We start from the raw sequence: 18,423 nt of genomic DNA on the forward strand, positions 1-18,423 counted from the left end.
TCCGGCCAGGGTTGGCTTGCGGCGACCAGGGCGCTTGCGGCGTGGCTCAGCCGAGCACGCTGCGCACGGCCTTCGCGGTGGCGGCGACGATGGTGTCGGCCTCGGCGCGGCCGAGGCAGAGCGGCGGCGCAAAGCCGAGGATATCGCCCTGCGGCATCGCCCGACCGATGACGCCTTCGGCGACCAGCGCCGCGGCGATCCGGGGGCCGACCTTGTCGGCAGGATCGTAGAACCGGCGCGTTTCCCGGTCGGCCACGAATTCGAGCGCGCAGAGCATGCCCTCGCCCCGGATCTCGCCCACCTGCGCGTGATCCCCGAGCGCTTCCGCCATCGCCTTGCGGAAATAGGCCCCGGTTTCGCCGGCGTTGGCGAGCAGACCCAGATCGTCGATCAGCTTGAGGTTGGCGACCCCGGCCGCTGCGCCGATCGGGTGGGCCGAATAGGTCCAGCCATGACCAATCGGGCCGTTCTCGTCGGTGCCCTGTTCGAGCACCTTCCACATCCTGTCGGACACGATCGAGCCCGAGAGCGGCGCATAGGCCGAGGTGAGACCCTTGGCGATGGTAATGAGATCGGGTTTCAGCCCGTAGTGTTCGGAGCCGAACATCGAGCCGAGCCGTCCAAAGCCGGTCACCACCTCGTCGGCGATCAGCAGGATGTCGTGGCGCTCAAGCACCGCCTGGATCGCTTCCCAGTAGCCCGCCGGCGGCGGCACGATCCCGCCCGTGCCCAGCACCGGTTCGCCGATGAAGGCGGCGATGGTGTCGGCCCCTTCCTGTTCGATCAACGCTTCCAGCTCGGCGGCGCAATGGGCGGTGAAATCGGCCTCGCTCATCGCGAGGTCGGGGCGGCGGAAATAATAGGGTGCCTCGGTGTGGATCACCTGCGACAGCGGCAGGTCGAACTTCTTGTGAAACAGCTCAAGCCCGGTGAGCGATCCGGTCATCAGCCCCGATCCGTGATAGCCGCGCCAGCGCGAGATGATCTTCTTCTTCTCCGGGCGGTCGAGGATGTTGTTGTAATACCAGATCAGCTTGATGTTGGTCTCGTTGGCATCCGATCCCGACAGGCCGAAATAGACCTTGCTCATGTGGTCGGGGGCGCGGTCGAGGATCATCTTGGCCAGCGTGATGCTGGCCTCGGTGCCATGGCCGACATAGGCGTGGTAATAGGCGAGCTCGCGTGCCTGTTCGGCGATCGCCTCGGCGATCTCCGGCCGGCCGTAGCCTGCGTTCACGCAATAGAGCCCGGCGAAGGCATCGAGCAGGCGGTTCCCCTCGCGGTCTTCGATGTGGCAGCCCTTGCCGCCGGTGATCACCCGTTGCGGTGCCTCGCCCCGGGCGAACTCGGCGAGATGGGTCGACGGATGGAAGAAGTTCTCCCGGTCCCAGGTTTCCAAGAGGTCGTTCTTCAGCATCGGTTTCCCTTTCCAGTTTCCTGCCCCGTGCAAGGGCAAGGTCTTTTCACAATCTTGGCAACGATTTTCGAGGTTTGATGGCCGTCAGGCCCAGTCGCGGCAGACGTATTTGATCTCCATGAAATCCTCCATCCCGCGCCGCGCGCCTTCGCGCCCGAGCCCCGATTGTTTGGTGCCGCCAAACGGGATCGGCGCGCCGGTCACCTTGGTGCGGTTGACCGCGACCATGCCGTATTCCAGCGCCCGGCTGAGGCGGTAGATCCGGCGCGGATCGTGGCTGTGCAGATAGGCGATGAGGCCGTATTCGGTATCGTTGGCGCGCGCGATCACCTCTTGCTCGGTGTCGAACGGCGTGATTGGCGCGACCGGGCCGAAGGTTTCCTCGCGCATGATCTTCGCGTCGTCGGGCACCTCGGTGAGCACGGTGGGGGCGTAGAACAACGGCCCGAGGTCGAGCCGCTTGCCGCCGGTGGCGAGCTTGGCGCCGCGTTCGAGTGCGTCGGCAACATGGTCTTCCTGCTTCTTCACGGCATTCTCGTTCATCAGCGGGCCGATGTCGCAATCGTCCAAGCCGCGCCCCACGCTGAGCGCCTCGGTCGCGGCGATGAACCGGCGGCAGAACTCTTCGTGGATCGGCCGCTCGACGTAGATCCGGTTGGCACCGAGACAATCCTGCCCGGAAGTGGCGAACTTGGCCTTGATCGCCTCCGTCACCGCGTGATCGAGATCGCACCCCTTGAACACGATCACCGGGGCGTGGCCGCCGAGTTCCAGCACCAGTTTTTTCACCGTGGCGGCGGATTGGCGGTAGAGCAGCCGCCCGATCTCGGTCGATCCGGTAAACGACAAGGCGCGCACGCGGGCATCCTCGGTCCACGGTTCGACAACCTTTGACGCCTGGCCCGTCACCACGTTGAACACGCCGGGCGGAAGGCCCGCACGCTCGGCCAGTTCGGCCAGCGCGAGGGCCGAGAACGGCGTTTCGCGCGCCGGGTGAGCCACCACGGTGCAGCCTGCCGCGAGCGCGGCGGCGGCCTTGCGGGTGAGCATCGCGGAGGGGAAGTTCCACGGCGTGATCAGTGCCACCACCCCGACCGGTTCGAGCCAGAGTTCCACCTCGGCGTCGTGCAGGTGGCTGGTGACGCCCTCGATATTGGGCCGCTTGGCCTCCTCGGCGTAGAATTCGAGAAAACTTGCGGCGTAGTCGATCTCGCCCATCGCCTCGGACAGCGGCTTGCCTTGTTCGAGCGTCATGATCCGCGCCAGATCGTCCTTGTGGGCGAGCATAAGCTCGAACCAGCGCCGCAGGATCGCCGCGCGTTCCTGCGGCAGAAGGAACGACCAGGCCGGGAAGGCGTCCTGTGCGGCATCGACGGCACGCCTCGAATCGTCCGCCGTGAGGGCGGCCACGTCGCCAAGGCTGGCCGCGTCGGCCGGGTTCGTAACCTCGAACACCGCTCCGTCACTGGCGGCAACCCATTTGCCCCCGACATAGGCAAAGCCACGCATCAGGCGCTTGTCGGAAATCGCGTCGTCGAGCATGTGTCGTCTCCCCTGTTCCTGCCGGCGAGCATGGCAGGACAGGGCAAACGGCGGGGCCGAAGTGACCGGTAATTCGGGGTGAAGTATCTTGTTCAGGGCCGGGAAGGAGACGATTCATCTCTTGCGATGCGCCGGGATGACCACCCCGCCGGCCCACAGGGGTGATCTGGCCTAGTCGTCAAGAAACAAGTCGAGCGGCGGCGGGGCAGGGCCCTTCACCGGCTTGGTGACGATGTAGCTGAAATAGCGCGCGAGCCCGATCCGGGCTTCCAGCATCGCGTCGATCAGGCGCTGGTAGGCGTCGATATCGCGGGTGACCACCTGCATCAGGTAGTCATAACCGCCACCGAGCGCCCAGCAGGCCACGACCTCGTCATGGTGTTCCAGCCCGGCCTCGAAAACCCGAAAGGTCGCTGCCGTGTGGTCGGCCAGTTCTACCGCGACGAAGACGGTGACATTCGGACCCATCTTTCGCAACGCGATGCGCGCGCCGTAGCCCTCGATCAGCCCGGCATCCTCAAGCCGTTTCAGCCGGTTCCAGCAAGGTGTGGGCGAGAGGCCGACGCGCTCGGCCAACGCCGCCTTCGAGATCCGCCCCTCGGTGGAGAGCACGCGCAGGATGGCGATATCGCGGGCATCGAGCTTCATCTTGCGGGCATGCTCCAGGTTGCAACTGCGCCGGGATGGCGCAAACGGATTGACGCGGGGCATCGGCCTCCGCCAATGTCGCGCAAATCATCACGATGCACCCGCGCGGGGCAACCCCTATCTGGCCGAGGGCGGTTTCGGCCCGGCCGGGGGGCAGCGCGCCGCATCTGTCGCGCCACTCGATCAGCAAGGACCGGGCCATGACCAAGATCTCCGATACCCTCGAACTCCTGCGTGAGCTGGTCGCCTACCCCACGGTGTCGTCCGAGACCAATCTCGCGATGATCGACAACCTCGCGGGCTGGCTCGAAAGTGCCGGCGCGCGGGTCGAGATCCATCACGACGAGACCGGGCAGAAGGCCAACCTCTTTGCCACCATCGGCCCGGATCGCGATGGCGGCATCCTGCTGTCGGGCCATACCGACGTGGTGCCCGCCGTGGGCGACGACTGGACCAACGACCCTTTCGAGATGGTCGAGCGCGACGGCAAGCTCTACGGCCGGGGCACCTGCGACATGAAGGGCTTCATCGCCGCTTCCGTCGCGATGGCCCCGGTTCTGGCCCATTCGGTAAAGGACCGGCCATTGCATTTCTCGTTCACATACGACGAGGAAGTGGGCTGCATCGGGGCCCAGGCCCTGGCCGATACGCTCGCGGCCAAGGGCCTGCGCCCCAGTGTGGCGATCATCGGCGAGCCGACCAGCATGCGGGTGATCGAGGGTCACAAGGGGTGCTGCGAATACACCACCCATTTCGAGGGGCTGGCGGGCCATGGTTCCGAGCCCGACAAGGGCGTCAACGCGGTGGAATTCGCGGTGCGCTACGTTTCGCGGCTGCTTGATCTGCGCAAGCCGCTCAGGGTGCGCGCGCCGAAGGACAGCCGCTTCGATCCGCCCTGGACGACGATCAACCCCGGTTCGGTGTTCGGCGGCGTGGCGCACAACGTCATCGCCAGCCATGCCTCGGTGTTGTGGGAAATGCGCCCGGTGCAGCCCTCCGATGGTGCCTTCGTGCGCGAGGAAATGCGCCGCTACGTACACGAGCACCTGTTGCCCGAGATGCAGGCGCATTGGCCCGAGGCGCGGATCATCACCGAGGTGATCGGCGAGGTCGACGGGCTGGAACCCGCCGACGAGAATGCCGCGCGGGATATCGTGATGGAACTCACCGGCGCCAATGCCTGCGATCTGGTCGCGTTCTCGACCGAGGCGGGGGTGTTTCAGAAGCTCGGGATGGATGTGGTTGTCTGTGGGCCCGGCTCGATCGAGCAGGCCCACAAACCCGATGAATACCTCGAAACCCGCCAGCTTGAGCAGTGCCTTGGCATGCTCGACGGGCTGGGCGCGAAGCTTGCGCGCTGAGGCTCAGGCCACGCGCGACAGCTTCGGCGTCCGGGCCTCGATGAAGGCCGCGTGCAGCGCCTTGATCGCCGGTTTCAGCGCGTCGCGTTCGAGGATGAACTGCACATCCACGTTGCGTGGCCCCTGGCTCGCGCCGATCGCTTCCAGCCCGGCCCCGGCGATGGCCTGAAGGCCGCGGGTGAGCACCGAAAGCCCGTTGAGATCGCGCCCGATGACCGAGGCCATCGCCAGCGTGCGCGCCGAGATATCCGCTGAAGGGTAGAGCGCGGCAAGGTCCTTCTGCACCCTGCGCATCGTCTTCAGCGATGCATCCACGTAATGCGTGATCGTGTTGGCGTTCGACACCTTGGCGACGATCCGCACCTCGTGCCGGGTCAACACTTCGAGGATCGCGGCGTCATAGCCCTTCACGCCGAGCATATCCTGCTCGAACACTTCGAGCGCGATGATGTCGAGGCCGGTGACGATCTCCACCGCCGCCTCGTCGGTGGGCTGGTCGTCGATCAGCGTGCCGGGATCGTTTGGCTCGAAGGCATTGGTGACGCGCAGCGGCACGCCCGACTGGCGCAGGGTTTTCGCGGCCTTCGGGTGGATTGCCTCCATCCCCATGTTGGAAAGCTGGTCGGCAACGTCGTAGTTGGTGCGGCCGAGCTTCTTGACGGCCTCCTCGCCCACCAGCCGGGGATCGGCGGAGGACAGGTGGAATTCCTTGTGGATGATCGCCTCGCGCGCGCCGGTCATCGCCGCGAGTTGCGAGAAGGTCACCTCGGAATAGCCCCGGTCGAACTCGCCCATCAGCCCTTCGGCGCATTGCGCATAGCCGGTGACGATCGGCATTTCGTGCATCGGGTCGACGCCGTCCATGGCACCGGAAATCCGCTCTTCGAGGCTCACGTCGCCCTCGTCGCGCCAACCGGAAAGGTCGACGAAGCGGGCGTTCACGCCGGCGCGTTGAAGCATCAGCGTGGTGACGAAGGCCGAATGCGCCTCGCCCAGCCCCGACAGGAGCTCGCGGGTCTGGCCCATGTGCTCGGAGAGGCGGAAATGGCCGTAGGAGCACAGGCGTTGCAGGTCGATCAGGCAGTTGCGCGCGCCCAGCACGCGGTCGCCCACGAAGGCGTCGGCGCGTTCGACGTCGGCGGGATTGTCGAGCACCGCGCGGTGCGCCGCCATCATCGCTTCTGCCACGCGGTCGAGGCTGTCGTGCCAGGCGTGGTCGCTGTCGTCGCCGACGAAGGTGGCATAGGCACCGGCCTTGCCGGATTTCTTGTGTTCGAGCAGCAGATCGGTGATGCCGCCGAAAGCGGAGACGACGAAGACGCGCCCGTAGAGGTCTTCGCCCTCGCGCCCGCCGATGAACAGCGTATCGCGCAACTCGTTCACGCGGCTCATGGATGTGCCGCCGATCTTTTCAACGGTATGGGTCATGGGATCAGGCCAGTTCTTCTGCCGGGGCATAGGAGCCATCGTCCTGGTGCACCTCGTTGCCGGTGACGGGCGGATTGAACACGCAAGCCATCACCAGTTCTTCCTCGGCGCGCAGGGTGTGACGGTCATGCGCGTTCAGCGCATACATCACCCCGGGGTGGATTTCGTGGGTTTCGCCGGACGCGTGATCGGTGATCGAACCCTTGCCTTTCAGGCAATAGACGCTCTCGAAATGGTTCTTGTACTCGAAGACATGCTCCGAGCCGGTATCGAGGAAGGTGATGTGGAACGAAAACCCCATCTTGTCGTCGGCGAGCAGCATCCGCACGCTCGTCCAGTTCGCGTCAGAGACCACGCGGTCTTTCTCGTCTTGGATGATCTTGTTGAAATCGCGCACGATCATGTCGGTTACTCCGCAGCCAGTTTGGCCCGCGCCGTCACCGCATCGCGGGTGGCGTCGAGCAGGATGTTGAAGCCCTTGTGGAAGGTTTCCACGGGCGTGGTGAGGGGGGCGAGCACCTTGACCACCTGGTCTTCGTTGCCCGAGGTCTCGATCACCAGGCCCTTGTCGTAGGCCCTGGCGCAGATCTCGCCCGCGAGATCGCCGGAGCGCACATCGACGCCCTGCATCAGGCCGCGGCCCTTGAGCCGCGCGCCGGGCACCAGCGCGGCCACGTCGTTCAGGGCGCGGGTGATCAGCGCCGCCTTGTCGGCCAATTCGCGCTGGAACGCGTCATCGGCCCAGAATTTCTCGATCGCCACGCGGGCGGTGACGAAGGCATGGGTATTGCCGCGGAAGGTGCCGTTGTGCTCGGCGGGGCCGAACACGTCATGCTCGGGGCGCACCAGAACGAGGGCCAGCGGCAGGCCGAAGCCGGAGACCGACTTGGCCATGGTCACGATGTCGGGCATCACGCCCATCTCCTCGAAGGAGAAGAAGGTGCCGGTGCGGCCGACGCCGGCCTGGATATCGTCGATGATCAGCAGCGCGCCGTGCGTCTTGGCAATTTCGGCGATGCGCTTGACCCATTCGGGCGAAGCGGCATTGAGCCCGCCCTCGCCTTGCACGGTCTCGAACATGATCGCGGCGGGGGCGTCGATGCCACCCGAGGAGTCCGACAGCATCTGGTCGAGCAGGGCCGCCGAATCGACGCCCTCGGCGTAGTCATCGAAGGGCATCCGGGTCACGCCCGCCTTGTCCATGCCGGCGCCGCCCCGGTGGTAGCCGTTGCCGGTGGCGGCGAGCGCGCCCATCGTCACGCCGTGAAAGCCGTTGGTGAAGGCGATCACGTTGGTGCGGCCGGTGACCTTGCGGGCGATCTTCATCGCCGCCTCGACGGCATTGGCACCGGTCGGGCCGGTGAACATCACCCGGTGATCCATGCCGCGCGGGGCAAGGATGTGAGTCTCGAAGGCGCTGAGGAAATCACCCTTGGCATCGGTGTGCAGGTCGAGCCCGTGGGCGATACCGTCGCCCGCGATATGGTCGATCAGCGCCGCCTTCATGTCGGGGTCGTTGTGGCCGTAGTTGAGCGAGGAACAACCGGCGAGAAAGTCGATCCAGGTGCGGCCCTCGGCGTCGGTGAGGTGCGAGCCGCGCGCGGTGGTGAACAGCGCCGGCATGCCGCGGCAATAAGAGCGCGCCTCGCTCTCGCGGCGGTGAAAGATGTCACGTTTTTCGGTCATGTCCTTGGGCATGGGGAAGCTCCTTTCGGGAGTATTCGAAAATTCGGAAGATCAGGCGGCGCTGCGCAGTTCGACGACGTCGGGCAGGGTGATCGTCACCATGTGCTCGGTGTCGTGGTGCCCGTCGAAATGAACGTCGCGCTGGAAATGCGGCTCGTCGTCGAGTTCGCCGCCGATCGCGCGCGCGAAGCTCCTGAACAGACCCCACGAGGCGTCGTTGTCCTCGGTGATGGTGGTCTTGAGGTGAGTGGCCCCGTCGCAGACGTCGCGCTCGATGAGATCGAGCAGCATGAGCTTGCCAAGGCCGAGGCCGCGCGCTTTCGCGCTCACCGCCACCTGCCAGACGAAAAGCTCGTCCTTCGCGGGGATCATGTGGCCGGAGATCCAGCCGACGATCTCGCCATCAAGCTCGGCCACCACGCAGGTATCGCGGAAGTGGTCGGCCTGGACGAGATTGCAATACATGGAGTTCTCGTCGAGCGGCTTGCAGCTCTTGATCAGCTCCCAGATGGCGGCCCCGTCCGTCGCAAGCGGCTTGCGCAGGCGGGGCGCCCGAGTTCGGGGGGTATCAATGTCTTTCGGCATGGTCACGGCCCTCTCATGATTGCTTTGAATAGCTAAGTAAGGGACTTGGGCGCAAAAATCAATAAAGTAAGCAAACTTTCTCTATTTTAGCGAAGAACGGCTTAAGAATAAGGAATTTCTCCAAAAATTTACTTTGCAAGACAAAACATCTACCCTTCAAGACTCTTTGTTTGACTAAGGATGTGGGTGGTTCCGTAGGGATTGCGGCCCCCGGCGGCTTCATGACATCATCACGCGATGACCGGAGCACCGAATGACCGCACTGATGAAAGCCTGATCGCGCTGAGGCGAATCCTCCGCGCTACCGAGATGTATTCGCGCGATCTCGCACAGGCGGCGGGGCTCACCCCGGCACAGTTGCGCGTGCTCCAGATCGTTGCCGAGCGCGATGGGGCCACGCCGAAGGCGCTCGCCACCCGGATGGGCGTGAGCCAGGCCACGGTGACGGCGCTGGTCGACAAGCTGGTGCGGCACGGCATGGTGCAGCGCCGCCCGTCGCAGACCGATCGGCGGCAGACCAATATCGAGGTCACCGCCAGCGGCCATGAAACCCTTGAGCGCGCGCCCGATGCGCTTCAGCAACGCTACGTGCGCGAGTTCGAAAAACTGGCCGACTGGGAACAGGCGCAACTGGTCTCTTCGCTCGAACGGGTCGCGGCGATGCTCGATGCGCACGAGATCGACGCCTCGCCGGTGCTGACGACGGGCGATATCCACAACGCGCGCAAGGCGGGGCAGGGCGGCGACGCGCACTGATTTCGACCGAAAAAAACGCGACATCGGGGCGAAAACCGGCACGTGACTTGTTCGAGGTCAAATCGCGGGTTTTGAATGTGTGGTCTAAGCGCGGCGAGAAACGCTGAACAGGCTTCCGTTCGATGACCGACACATCACTCCCCAGGCGCGCCCCGCCGCGCCTCGCCGCGCTTCGGTTGTTCGCCACGCTCCTGGTGTTCTGGCTGATGCTGAACGGCAGCCTTGCATCCGACGTGCTGGTGATCGGCGTGCTGGTGGCGGCCGCGATCGTGCTCCTGTTCTCCGGCAGCTTTTCGGTGCTCTCGGGCCACCGCCTCACGCCCGATGCCCTCATCGCCACGCTGCGTTTCGTTGGCCTGTTCCTGCGCGAACTGGTGCGCGCCAACATCGCCATGGCCGCGCTGGTGCTGAACCCGCGCCTGCCGGTTTCGCCCGCGCTGGTGAAGCTGCGCACCGGGCTCACCGATCCGGTGGCGCGGCTCCTGCTGGCCAATGCCATCAGCCTGACGCCGGGAACCCTCACCGTCGAGATCGCGGGCGAATGGCTTTTCGTCCACTGGGTCGTCGCCCCGACGACCGACCCGGAGGAAGCCACCCGCGCGATCGCGGCGGGCTTCGAACGTCACCTGGAGGTCATGTATGGCTGATCCCTTTCTCCTCGCGGCCACCGCGCTGGTGGCGCTGGCGCTGGGCCTCGGGCTTGCCCGCTTCCTGCGCGGCCCCCGTGCGCTTGACCGGGTGGTCGCGTTCGACGGGCTCACCATCGTGTCGGTCGCGGCCATCGCGCTGGCCGGGCTGGTGACTGGCCGGGCGATCTATCTCGACGTGGCCCTGGTTTATGCGCTGCTGTCGTTCCTCGGCGTGATCGTCGCGGCGCGCTACCTTGAAGGAGGCGAGCAATGAGCGGGGTGCTCGACATCCTCGGCGGGCTGCTCATGGTGGGCGGTGCCGCCTTCCTCGCGCTTGGCGGGCTGGGCCTGTGGCGGATGCCCGACACCTACACCCGCATCCAGGCCGGCACCAAGGCCACCACGCTCGGCACGCTGCTCACGCTCGCGGGCATCGGGATGATCGAACCCGGGTGGGCGCTCAAGCTCGCGCTGATCGTGCTGTTCCTGATGTTCACCAACCCGCTGTCGAGCCAGGTGATGGCGCGCGCCGCGCATCGCGCAGGCGTGCCGCTCACGCCGCAGAGCCGCGGCGATGCGCTGGCCGACGACGAGGGGAGGGCCGCCGAATGACGCTTGCGCTGCTCGCTACCTCCGGCTTCGCCGCCGCCATGCTGATCGCCGCGCTGGTGGCCGTCGTCACCCGCAACACCGCCGTGGCCGTGCTTTCGGCGGGGCTGGTGAGCCTGTTTGCCTCGGTGCTTTTCCTGTTCCTCGCCGCGCCCGACGTGGCGATGACCGAGGCCGCCATCGGCTCGGGGCTGACCACCTTCCTGTTCTTCTTCGTGCTGGGCCGGATCCGGCGGGAGGGAAGCGATGAACACTAGGTTTTCCATCCGACACGCCGCCGTTCTGGGGCTGCTCGCGCTCCTTGGCCTCGCCTTCTGGACCCTGCTCGCGGGCTACACCCCCGATGCGGAACTGAACCGCACCGCCGCCTATTATGCCGAGAACACCGCCCGCGAGACCGGGGCGCAGAACATCGTCACCGCGATCATCGTCACCTACCGGGGCCTCGACACGCTGGGCGAGGTGACCGTGCTGTTCCTCACCGCGGCGATCGTGGCGCTGGTGCTGGGCCAGTCGAAGGCACCCCGGGGCGGCACCGGGTCGGGCTTCCTGCCCTCGGGCGAATTGCTCACCACCGGCACGCGGATGCTCCTGCCGATCATCCTCCTGTTCGGCGCCTATGTCGCGTTGAACGGCCACCTGACGCCCGGCGGCGGCTTCCAGGGCGGGGCGATCCTTGCCTCGGGGATGCTTCTGATGCTGCTCGCCGATCCGGCCCGCCGCTTTGGCCACCGGCTGATCGCCCGTGTCGAGAGCGTCTCGGGCCTCGCCTACGTTGCCATCGGCGTGCTCGGCGTGGCGCTCGCGGGCGGCTTTCTCGACAACCGCATCCTGCCGCTCGGCGAGTTCGGCGCGATCCTCTCGGCCGGCGCGATCCCGCTGATCTACGCGCTCGTCGGCCTCAAGGTGGGGGCCGAGTTCAGCTCGATGCTCGAAAGCCTCGAAGAGACGGAGGATTCCTGATGCATCTCGTCGCCATGGCCGCCGGTTTCGCGCTCATCCTGATGGGGCTCTTCGCAGCCCTCACCCATCGCAACATCCTGCGCATGATCGTGGGCTTCACGCTCGCCAACACCGGGGTGCACGTGGTGCTGGTGTCGGTGGGCTACATGCCGGGGCGGGCCGCGCCGATCCTTGACGATGCCGTGCCGGTGGCCGAGGCCGCCGCGCGGATCATCGACCCGGTGCCGCAGGCGCTCGTGCTCACCGCCATCGTCATCGGTCTCGGGATCACCGCGCTGATGCTCGCCTATGCCTACCGGCTGTTCCGCGCGCGCGGCAGCCTCGACATCGCCGACTACACGGAGCTGAAATGGTAAGCGCGATCTTCATCATCGCCGCCGGTCTCGGCGCGGGCTTCCTCATCGGGCTGTTGCGCGAAGACCAGAAGGGCGCGGCCTTCACCGTGGCACTGGCGGCACTCGGCTTCATGGCGTGGGTGTCGGTGTCGTGGTTCGTGGCACTCGCCAGCGGCACTGCTGCCCCGCAGGACATCATCACCGCCGGCACCCAGCCGCCCTTCGCGATCAACCTGCGGATGGGGCTGGCCGAGGCGGGGTTGCTCTCGGTCATCACCCTCACCGGGCTGCTCTCGCTCGTCTACATGGCGCCTGCGCTCCGTGCGCTCGGGCGGCGGGCCCTCGCGGTGCTGGTGATCCTCGTGATGGCGCTTTCGGGCCTCGTGCTCACCCGCGACATCTTTAACCTCTTCGTCTTTTTCGAACTCGTCGTGATCGCCACCGGCGGCCTCGTGCTGCTCTCGGACGACAAGCGCGCGGTGGCGGCGGGGTTCAAATATCTCGTGGTCAGCCAGATCGTGGGCATCCTGCTGTTGATCGGGATTATCTTTGTCTATCACGCCAACGGATCGCTCAACATCGACGATATCGCCGCCCAGCCGATGGGTTTCACCGGGGCGGGGCTGGCGCTGTTTCTCCTGCTGATCGCGCTGGTGGTCGAGCTCAAGCCCTTCCCCGCCAACGGCTGGGCACTCGACATCTATGAGGCCGCCCACCCGGGGGTGTCGGCGCTGGTCTCCGCCGCTTCGGCCACCGCTGCGCTCTACGCCGCCGACAAGCTCTTCGCCGCCGCCGGGCCCGACTGGCTGCCGCTGGCCACCGTGCTGGGCCTCGTGAGCTTTCTAGGGGCCAACCTCCTCGGCCTCGCGCAGCGCAATGACCGCCGCTTGCTGGGCTATTCCTCCATCGGCCAGATCGGCCTCGTGCTCGTGGTGGTGGGCCAACGTGACATTCTGGGCGACGCCTATCTCTACGTCGCGGGCGGAATCCTGTTCACCCATGCCGTGGCCAAGGCGGGGCTCTACTGGATCTCCGGCCTCGTGCCGGGGCGCGATCTTGCCGACTGGGCGGTGCTGCGCACCAATCCGGTGCTGCTTTTCGCCTTCGCCGGCTTCATCGCCATGCTCTTGGGCCTGCCGCCCTTCGCGGGCTTCTACGCCAAGTGGGATCTCGCCCATGCGCTCGCGGGGGCCGATCGGCTGCCGGTGCTCGGCCTCGTGCTGCTCGGCGCGCTGATCGAGGCGGGCTATCTGTTCCGCTGGTTCGGCTTCGCGCTCAAGCGGCCCAACCCGGTGGCCTTCCCCGGCTTCTCCACCACCGGCTTCGCGGTGGTGCTGGCAGCGCTCGCGGGCGGCTGGGGGCTTGGCTTTGTTTGGGGCGCGGGCTCGGTGCATGGCAATCTCCTGCTCGCGGCACCGCTCCTCTTCGCGCTCGCCTTCCTCGTGCTCGAACCGCTCCCAGCCTGGGCCAAGAACCTCCTCGCCATCGCCGGGCTTCTGGGCTGGGTCGGCTTTCGCGCACCGGGATATGACCCTTTGCACCTCGTCTTCGCCCTCGTGATGCTGGCGGGCGGCGCGGTGATCCTGCTCGCCTCCTTTGCGGTGAAGGGCGAGCGCTTCGGCTTCTATCCCTCGGCCATGGTGATGTATGCCGGCCTTGCCCTGCTGATCGACGCGCAAACCTCGTTTCAATTCTTCGCGGCCTGGGAGCTTCTGACCATCGGCTCCTATTTCCTGATCCTGCGGGGCAAGGAGAGCGAGCCGCATGCGCTTTCCTACATCCTGTTCTCGCTCGGCGGCGCTTTTGCCATCCTCGCGGGCTTCGCGCTGGCTTCGGGCGGCCTCCAGCCCTTTGCGCTGGACAACCTCGCCGCCATCGCCGAGGCCGGGCTGCCACTTGCCCCTTGGGTGTTCTTGCTGCTGGCCATCGGTTTTTTGACCAAGACTGCCTCGGTGGGCTTTCACATCTGGCTGCCCGGTGCCCATGCCGAGGCCGAAACGGACGTTTCGCCGATGGTGTCGGGCATCCTGCTCAAGGCCGGGCTGTTCGGGCTTTGGCTGTTGCTCATGCACATGGGCCGCCAGAGCCTGTTCGGCGTTGACCTCACCTATCTTCTGGTCTGGATCGGCGCGCTTTCGGCCTTCATCGGCGCGGTGCTGGCGATCTTTCAGGAGGATGCGAAACGCCTGCTGGCTTATTCCTCGATCAGCCAGATGGGCTACGCGCTCTTTGGGCTTGCGCTGATGAACCACCTCGGCTGGTTGCTCGCGCTGATGTTCGTCATCAACCACTACGTCTACAAGTCGATGCTCTTCCTCGCGATCGGCGGGGTGAAGGAGCGCACGCATACCAAGCTGATGTACAAGATGGGGGGCCTGATCACGATCATGCCGTTCACCTTCGTCAGCGTGCTTGTCGGCATCATCGCGATGTCGGGCGTGCCGCCGCTTTCGGGCTTCGGCGGGCGCTGGGTGTTCTACAACGCGATCATGTCGTCGGAAATGCGCCTGCCGGTGGTGCTGATCTTCATGTCCGGCCCGATCGCCTTTCTCTACCTGTTCCGGCTGATCCACACGATCTTCCTTGGCCAACTCAAGGACGAGCACCGCAAGCTGAAGGAGGCCTCCGGCTGGCTCCTCGCGCCGCAGATGATCTTCGTGGCTTTCCTGATCGGCTTTGCGATCCTGCCCGGCATGGTGCTGCAAAGGGTCGACGCCTATATCGGCGGGCATTTCGGCAGCACGGCGCTGGCCTGGTCGGGCCGCAGCATCACCAGTGAATTCGGCTACTGGAACCCGGTGGCGATCATGATCGTGATCGGGGTGATCTTCGTCATCGTGCTCGCGCTTCTCGTGGCGATGAACCGCAACGCCCAGAAGGTGAAGCAATTCAACATCGTGTTCTCTGCCGAACGCCCGTTCAAGCCGCAGACCACCCACTTCGCGTGGAACTTCTTCGCCCCCTACCGCAAGGCGCTGGGCTTCCTCGAAGCGCCGCACGTCACCCGGTTCTGGGGCGGGATTACCGACAGCTTGCATGCCAGCGCCGATTTCACCCGCCGGATCTACACCGGCAACGGCCAGACCTACGCCGCTCAGGTGATCGTCTTCGTCGTCGCCGTCTACCTCGTCGTGCTGGGAGGGGTGTCATGAGCTTTGAATGGGTCCAGATCGCCTATGCCGCGCTCACCGTCTTCATCGTCATCAACTACGGGCTGATCATGACCGCGGTGGTGCAGAAGATCGGCGCGCGGGTGGGCGGGCGCTACGGCATCCCGGTTTGGCAGAACTACATCGACCTCGTGAAGAACATCGCCCTGCGCTCGAAGATCAGCCACGGCGTGATGTTCTACCTCGGCCCGGTGTTCCGCCTCACCGGCGGCATCGGGCTTCTGCTCTTCGTGCCGACGATCTACGGCTCGGTGATGCATCAGAACTTCGCCTTCGCGGGCGATCTGATCCTTGCGCTCTACTTCGTGTTTTTCGGCACCCTCGGCATGGCGCTGGGGGCCGGCGAGAGCGGCCACCCGCACGCGGCCATCGGGGTCTCGCGGGGCCTCGCGCAGGTGACTGCCGCCGAACTGCCTCTGGCGCTCGCCGTCTTCGCGATCTCGCTGCAATACCAGACGCTCAGCATCACCGAGATCGTCGCCGCCCAGCAGGGGGGGCTGTTCAACTGGACGCTGTTCACCAACCCGATCGCCACGCTTGCGGCGATGTTCGCCCTCGTCGGCACGATGATGCGCGCGCCCTTTGACGTGGTGGTGGCACCGCAGGAAATCCCGATCGGTCCGCCGACCGAATACCACTCGGCCTATCTCGCGCTGATGCAGACCAACCGGGTGCTGTTCCCGGTGGCGAAAACCGTCATCTACATGAACCTGTTCTTCGGCGGGGCCTCGAACTGGGGTGAATTCGCCGTGAAGGTCTTCGCGATCTACATGGTCTCGGTGCTGGTCGGCGTGGTGCATCCGCGCTTCCGCGTCGAGCAGTCCATCCGCTTCTTCCTCAAATGGGGCTTGCCGGTGGGCATCCTCGCAATCCTGGTGGTGTAGCCATGAAAGACATCGACAAGAGCTTCCGCAAGGACACCGAGACGGAGTTTCCCCTGCGCGAGGAACTGAAGCCCCGCAGCGTCACCGCGCCCGACGGGCAGGTGATCGAGATCGACCCGCTGCAGGATTACTTCTGCCAGGAGCCGCCGAAGGTTCACAAGCAGAGCTACTTCAGGATCGTCGAGGATTTCTACAACTGGGCGCGGGCGCATTCTTTATGGATTCTTGGCTTCGGCACGGGGTGTGGCGCGATCGAGATGCGCCCGCTGATGACGCCGCGTTTCGATGCCTACCGCTACGGCATCCAGTGGCGCCCGACGCCCCGGCAGGCCAACCTGCTCGTGATCTCGGGCTATCTTTCGGTGAAAACCCTCAAGCGCGCGATCCGCGCCTATGAGCAGATGCCGCAGCCGAAATACGTGGTGGGCCTCGGCTCCTGCACGATCAACGGCGGTATGTACTGGGACAGCTACAACACCATCAAGCGGCTCGACGACTACCTCCCCGTCGATCTCTACATCGCTGGTTGCATGCCCCGCCCCGAGGCGCTTCTGGCAGGCTTCATGGACCTCAAGAAGCTGATCCGAAAGGGCAAGGCGGAAGGGGCGAACAAATATGCCGAGAACTTCGACTGGTACAAGGCAAACCAGAAGTCGGTGATCAAGGACTGGGACATGCCGGATTACAACTGGTGACATGATGCGCGACCTTCACGACCACCTCAAAACCCGCTACCGCCTTGGCGATCTTGCCGAGCGGCGGGCCAACCTCGCCTTCGTCGATGTCGCGCGCGCCGATCTGCGCGCGCTGCTTGTCGAGCTGCGCGACGTGCACGGCTTCACCCACCTCTCGCTGCTCACGGCGGTGGACTGGATCGAGGAGGGGCGCTTCCAGCTCACCTACCTGATGAACAACCGCACCGCCAACCGCAGCCTCGGCCTGCGCGTCTTCCTTGACCGCGCCGATCCGGTGGGCGACACGATCCACGATCTCTGGCCCACCGCGGCCACCTATCAGCGCGAATTGCGCGAGATGTTCGGGATCGCTTTCCCCGGCTCGCCGAGGGTGGACGAGGAATTCATCCTCGAAGGCTGGACCGACATGCCGCCCTACCGGCGCGACTTCGACACGCTGGCCTACAGCCAGCAGACCTTCTCCGACCGCGAGGGCCGCGAAACCCACGATCCGCGCGCCCATATGGCGAAAAAACTCAACCCGGAGGGCCAGCGATGATCCGTTTCGAGCCCGACCGCAGCCAGTATCCGCAGCCCGGCGATGACGGCAAACTCGAGATCGACCTCGAAACCGGCAAGTATCTCAAGCTCTGGCACGGCCCCAACCACCCCGGCATCACCGGCAACATGAGCGTGGAACTCACGCTCTGCGGCGACGAGGTGGTGGAAGGCAAGGTTCACGTCGGCTACCTCCATCGCGGCTTCGAAAAGCTGATGGAGCGGCGGACTTTCATCCAGGTCTTTCCCATCGTCTGCCGGGTCTGCGTGCCCGAGCCCGATTTCAACGAATGGTGCTATGCCCAGGCGGTCGAGGAACTCGCCGGGATCGAGGCACCCGAGATGGCGCAGTGGACCCGCACGCTCATTCTCGAGATGGGCCGCTTCAATTCCTACATGATGGCGATGGGCGGCATCGGCGGCGCGCTGGGCATGGGTGTGATCGGCCAGTGGATGACCTACGTGCGCGATCTCATGCTTGACCGGTTCGAGGAAATGACCGGCGCGCGCATCTACCACATGTTCATCCTGCCCGGTGGCGTGCGCGGCCACCTGCCCGAGGGCTTCGCCGGGCGTATGGAGGAGGTGCTCGCCACCGCCGAGCGGTATCTGGCGGACGTTGACAAGGCGATGTTCACGAATGCTGTCTTCAAGGCCCGCACCAAGGGTGTTGGCGTCATTGATCCTGCACTTTTCGAACCTTACGGCGTGACCGGCCCCAATGCGCGGGCCGGCGGCGTGGCCAAGGATCTGCGCAAGGACGCGCCCTATCTGGTCTATGACCAGCTCGATTTCGAGGTGGTGACCGAAACCGCCTCCGACATATGGGCGCGCGCCATGGTGCGCCGGCGGGATATCGACGTCTCCATCGCGCTGATCCGCCAGATCCTCGCGAAAATGCCGAAAGACGGCCCGGTGATGGCGAAGCTGCCCAACGTGCTGCACTGGAAAATTCCGCGCGGCGAAACCTACGTGGCGGGCGAAAGCTCGCGCGGCGAATACGGCTACTACCTCGTGACCGACGGTTCGGGTTATCCGCGCCGCGTCAACGTGCGCGGACCGTCCTACACCCATGCCATGGCGCTGCTCGAACACCTGATCCCCGGCACCAATATCGCCGATGTGGCGGCGCTGATGGTCTCGCTGCACACCTATCCACCCGAGATCGAGAGGTAACG

At 65.4% G+C, this 18,423-nt stretch carries 20 protein-coding genes; 13 read left to right on the forward strand and 7 right to left on the reverse strand.

Annotated features, from left to right (window positions below; genetic code table 11):
- Window positions 1–46: 46 nt before the first annotated feature.
- The 3 genes from B9Y97_RS12840 to B9Y97_RS12850 form a co-directional block, all read right to left on the reverse strand.
- A complete protein-coding gene (locus tag B9Y97_RS12840) occupies window positions 47–1,417 on the reverse strand; it encodes an aspartate aminotransferase family protein (RefSeq protein WP_085527108.1) in 1,371 nt (456 codons plus the stop codon).
- 84 nt (window positions 1,418–1,501) lie between these two features.
- Window positions 1,502–2,959 (reverse strand): NAD-dependent succinate-semialdehyde dehydrogenase, encoded by a 1,458-nt coding sequence (locus tag B9Y97_RS12845; RefSeq protein ID WP_085527109.1) that lies wholly within the window; start codon window positions 2,957–2,959, stop codon window positions 1,502–1,504.
- Window positions 2,960–3,130: 171 nt separating this feature from the next.
- Window positions 3,131–3,607 carry an Lrp/AsnC family transcriptional regulator gene (locus tag B9Y97_RS12850; RefSeq protein ID WP_085528252.1) on the reverse strand — a complete coding sequence of 159 codons (477 nt, stop codon included), beginning with the start codon at window positions 3,605–3,607 and terminating at the stop codon, window positions 3,131–3,133.
- A gap of 200 nt (window positions 3,608–3,807) precedes the next feature.
- Between B9Y97_RS12850 and argE the strand changes: the two genes are divergently transcribed.
- Window positions 3,808–4,968 (forward strand): acetylornithine deacetylase, encoded by a 1,161-nt coding sequence (gene argE, locus B9Y97_RS12855; RefSeq protein ID WP_085528253.1) that lies wholly within the window; start codon window positions 3,808–3,810, stop codon window positions 4,966–4,968.
- A 3-nt stretch (window positions 4,969–4,971) separates the two neighbouring features.
- Here the strand turns inward: argE and B9Y97_RS12860 are convergent, their stop codons facing one another.
- The 4 genes from B9Y97_RS12860 to ectA are packed head-to-tail and all read right to left on the reverse strand — an operon-like array spanning window position 4,972 to window position 8,667.
- Window positions 4,972–6,396 (reverse strand): aspartate kinase, encoded by a 1,425-nt coding sequence (locus B9Y97_RS12860; RefSeq protein WP_085527110.1) that lies wholly within the window; start codon window positions 6,394–6,396, stop codon window positions 4,972–4,974.
- A gap of 4 nt (window positions 6,397–6,400) precedes the next feature.
- Window positions 6,401–6,799 (reverse strand): ectoine synthase, encoded by a 399-nt coding sequence (locus tag B9Y97_RS12865; protein WP_085527111.1) that lies wholly within the window; start codon window positions 6,797–6,799, stop codon window positions 6,401–6,403.
- 5 nt (window positions 6,800–6,804) lie between these two features.
- Window positions 6,805–8,094 carry a diaminobutyrate--2-oxoglutarate transaminase gene (gene ectB, locus B9Y97_RS12870; protein WP_085527112.1) on the reverse strand — a complete coding sequence of 430 codons (1,290 nt, stop codon included), beginning with the start codon at window positions 8,092–8,094 and terminating at the stop codon, window positions 6,805–6,807.
- 39 nt (window positions 8,095–8,133) lie between these two features.
- On the reverse strand, window positions 8,134–8,667 hold the full coding sequence (gene ectA / locus B9Y97_RS12875; RefSeq protein WP_085527113.1) for a diaminobutyrate acetyltransferase: 534 nt from the start codon (window positions 8,665–8,667) through the stop codon (window positions 8,134–8,136).
- A 237-nt stretch (window positions 8,668–8,904) separates the two neighbouring features.
- Here ectA and B9Y97_RS12880 point away from each other — a divergent pair, with 237 nt between their 5' ends.
- From B9Y97_RS12880 to B9Y97_RS12935, 12 genes are all read left to right on the forward strand, one after another.
- A complete protein-coding gene (locus B9Y97_RS12880) occupies window positions 8,905–9,423 on the forward strand; it encodes a MarR family winged helix-turn-helix transcriptional regulator (RefSeq protein ID WP_085527114.1) in 519 nt (172 codons plus the stop codon).
- A gap of 122 nt (window positions 9,424–9,545) precedes the next feature.
- Window positions 9,546–10,070 carry a Na+/H+ antiporter subunit E gene (locus tag B9Y97_RS12885; RefSeq protein ID WP_085527115.1) on the forward strand — a complete coding sequence of 175 codons (525 nt, stop codon included), beginning with the start codon at window positions 9,546–9,548 and terminating at the stop codon, window positions 10,068–10,070.
- Window positions 10,063–10,326 (forward strand): MrpF/PhaF family protein, encoded by a 264-nt coding sequence (locus B9Y97_RS12890; RefSeq protein WP_085527116.1) that lies wholly within the window; start codon window positions 10,063–10,065, stop codon window positions 10,324–10,326. The genes B9Y97_RS12885 and B9Y97_RS12890 overlap by 8 nt, the downstream gene beginning before the upstream one ends.
- Window positions 10,323–10,664, forward strand: coding sequence for a monovalent cation/H(+) antiporter subunit G (gene mnhG / locus B9Y97_RS12895; protein ID WP_085527117.1), 342 nt, complete (start codon window positions 10,323–10,325; stop codon window positions 10,662–10,664). Before B9Y97_RS12890 ends, mnhG begins: the two co-directional genes overlap by 4 nt.
- Window positions 10,661–10,918, forward strand: coding sequence for a hydrogenase subunit MbhD domain-containing protein (locus tag B9Y97_RS12900; RefSeq protein WP_085527118.1), 258 nt, complete (start codon window positions 10,661–10,663; stop codon window positions 10,916–10,918). The genes mnhG and B9Y97_RS12900 overlap by 4 nt, the downstream gene beginning before the upstream one ends.
- Window positions 10,908–11,624 carry a Na(+)/H(+) antiporter subunit B gene (locus B9Y97_RS12905; protein WP_085527119.1) on the forward strand — a complete coding sequence of 239 codons (717 nt, stop codon included), beginning with the start codon at window positions 10,908–10,910 and terminating at the stop codon, window positions 11,622–11,624. Before B9Y97_RS12900 ends, B9Y97_RS12905 begins: the two co-directional genes overlap by 11 nt.
- Window positions 11,624–11,980 carry a sodium:proton antiporter gene (locus tag B9Y97_RS12910; protein WP_085527120.1) on the forward strand — a complete coding sequence of 119 codons (357 nt, stop codon included), beginning with the start codon at window positions 11,624–11,626 and terminating at the stop codon, window positions 11,978–11,980. Before B9Y97_RS12905 ends, B9Y97_RS12910 begins: the two co-directional genes overlap by 1 nt.
- Window positions 11,974–15,111, forward strand: a complete 3,138-nt coding sequence (locus tag B9Y97_RS12915; protein ID WP_085527121.1) for a proton-conducting transporter transmembrane domain-containing protein — start codon at window positions 11,974–11,976, stop codon at window positions 15,109–15,111. The genes B9Y97_RS12910 and B9Y97_RS12915 overlap by 7 nt, the downstream gene beginning before the upstream one ends.
- A complete protein-coding gene (locus B9Y97_RS12920; RefSeq protein WP_085527122.1) occupies window positions 15,108–16,013 on the forward strand; it encodes a respiratory chain complex I subunit 1 family protein in 906 nt (301 codons plus the stop codon). The genes B9Y97_RS12915 and B9Y97_RS12920 overlap by 4 nt, the downstream gene beginning before the upstream one ends.
- Window positions 16,014–16,015: 2 nt before the next feature.
- Window positions 16,016–16,708, forward strand: coding sequence for a NuoB/complex I 20 kDa subunit family protein (locus B9Y97_RS12925; protein ID WP_217809458.1), 693 nt, complete (start codon window positions 16,016–16,018; stop codon window positions 16,706–16,708).
- Between the two features lies 1 nt (window position 16,709).
- The gene (locus tag B9Y97_RS12930; protein WP_085527123.1) at window positions 16,710–17,246 is read left to right on the forward strand and encodes an NADH-quinone oxidoreductase subunit C; all 537 of its coding nucleotides are present in this window, start codon (window positions 16,710–16,712) and stop codon (window positions 17,244–17,246) included.
- On the forward strand, window positions 17,243–18,421 hold the full coding sequence (locus B9Y97_RS12935; protein WP_085527124.1) for an NADH-quinone oxidoreductase subunit D: 1,179 nt from the start codon (window positions 17,243–17,245) through the stop codon (window positions 18,419–18,421). The genes B9Y97_RS12930 and B9Y97_RS12935 overlap by 4 nt, the downstream gene beginning before the upstream one ends.
- Window positions 18,422–18,423 lie beyond the last annotated feature (2 nt).

It is taken from the genome of Maritimibacter sp. HL-12 (genome assembly GCF_900177545.1).
In the GTDB taxonomy this organism is placed as follows: domain Bacteria; phylum Pseudomonadota; class Alphaproteobacteria; order Rhodobacterales; family Rhodobacteraceae; genus Sinisalibacter.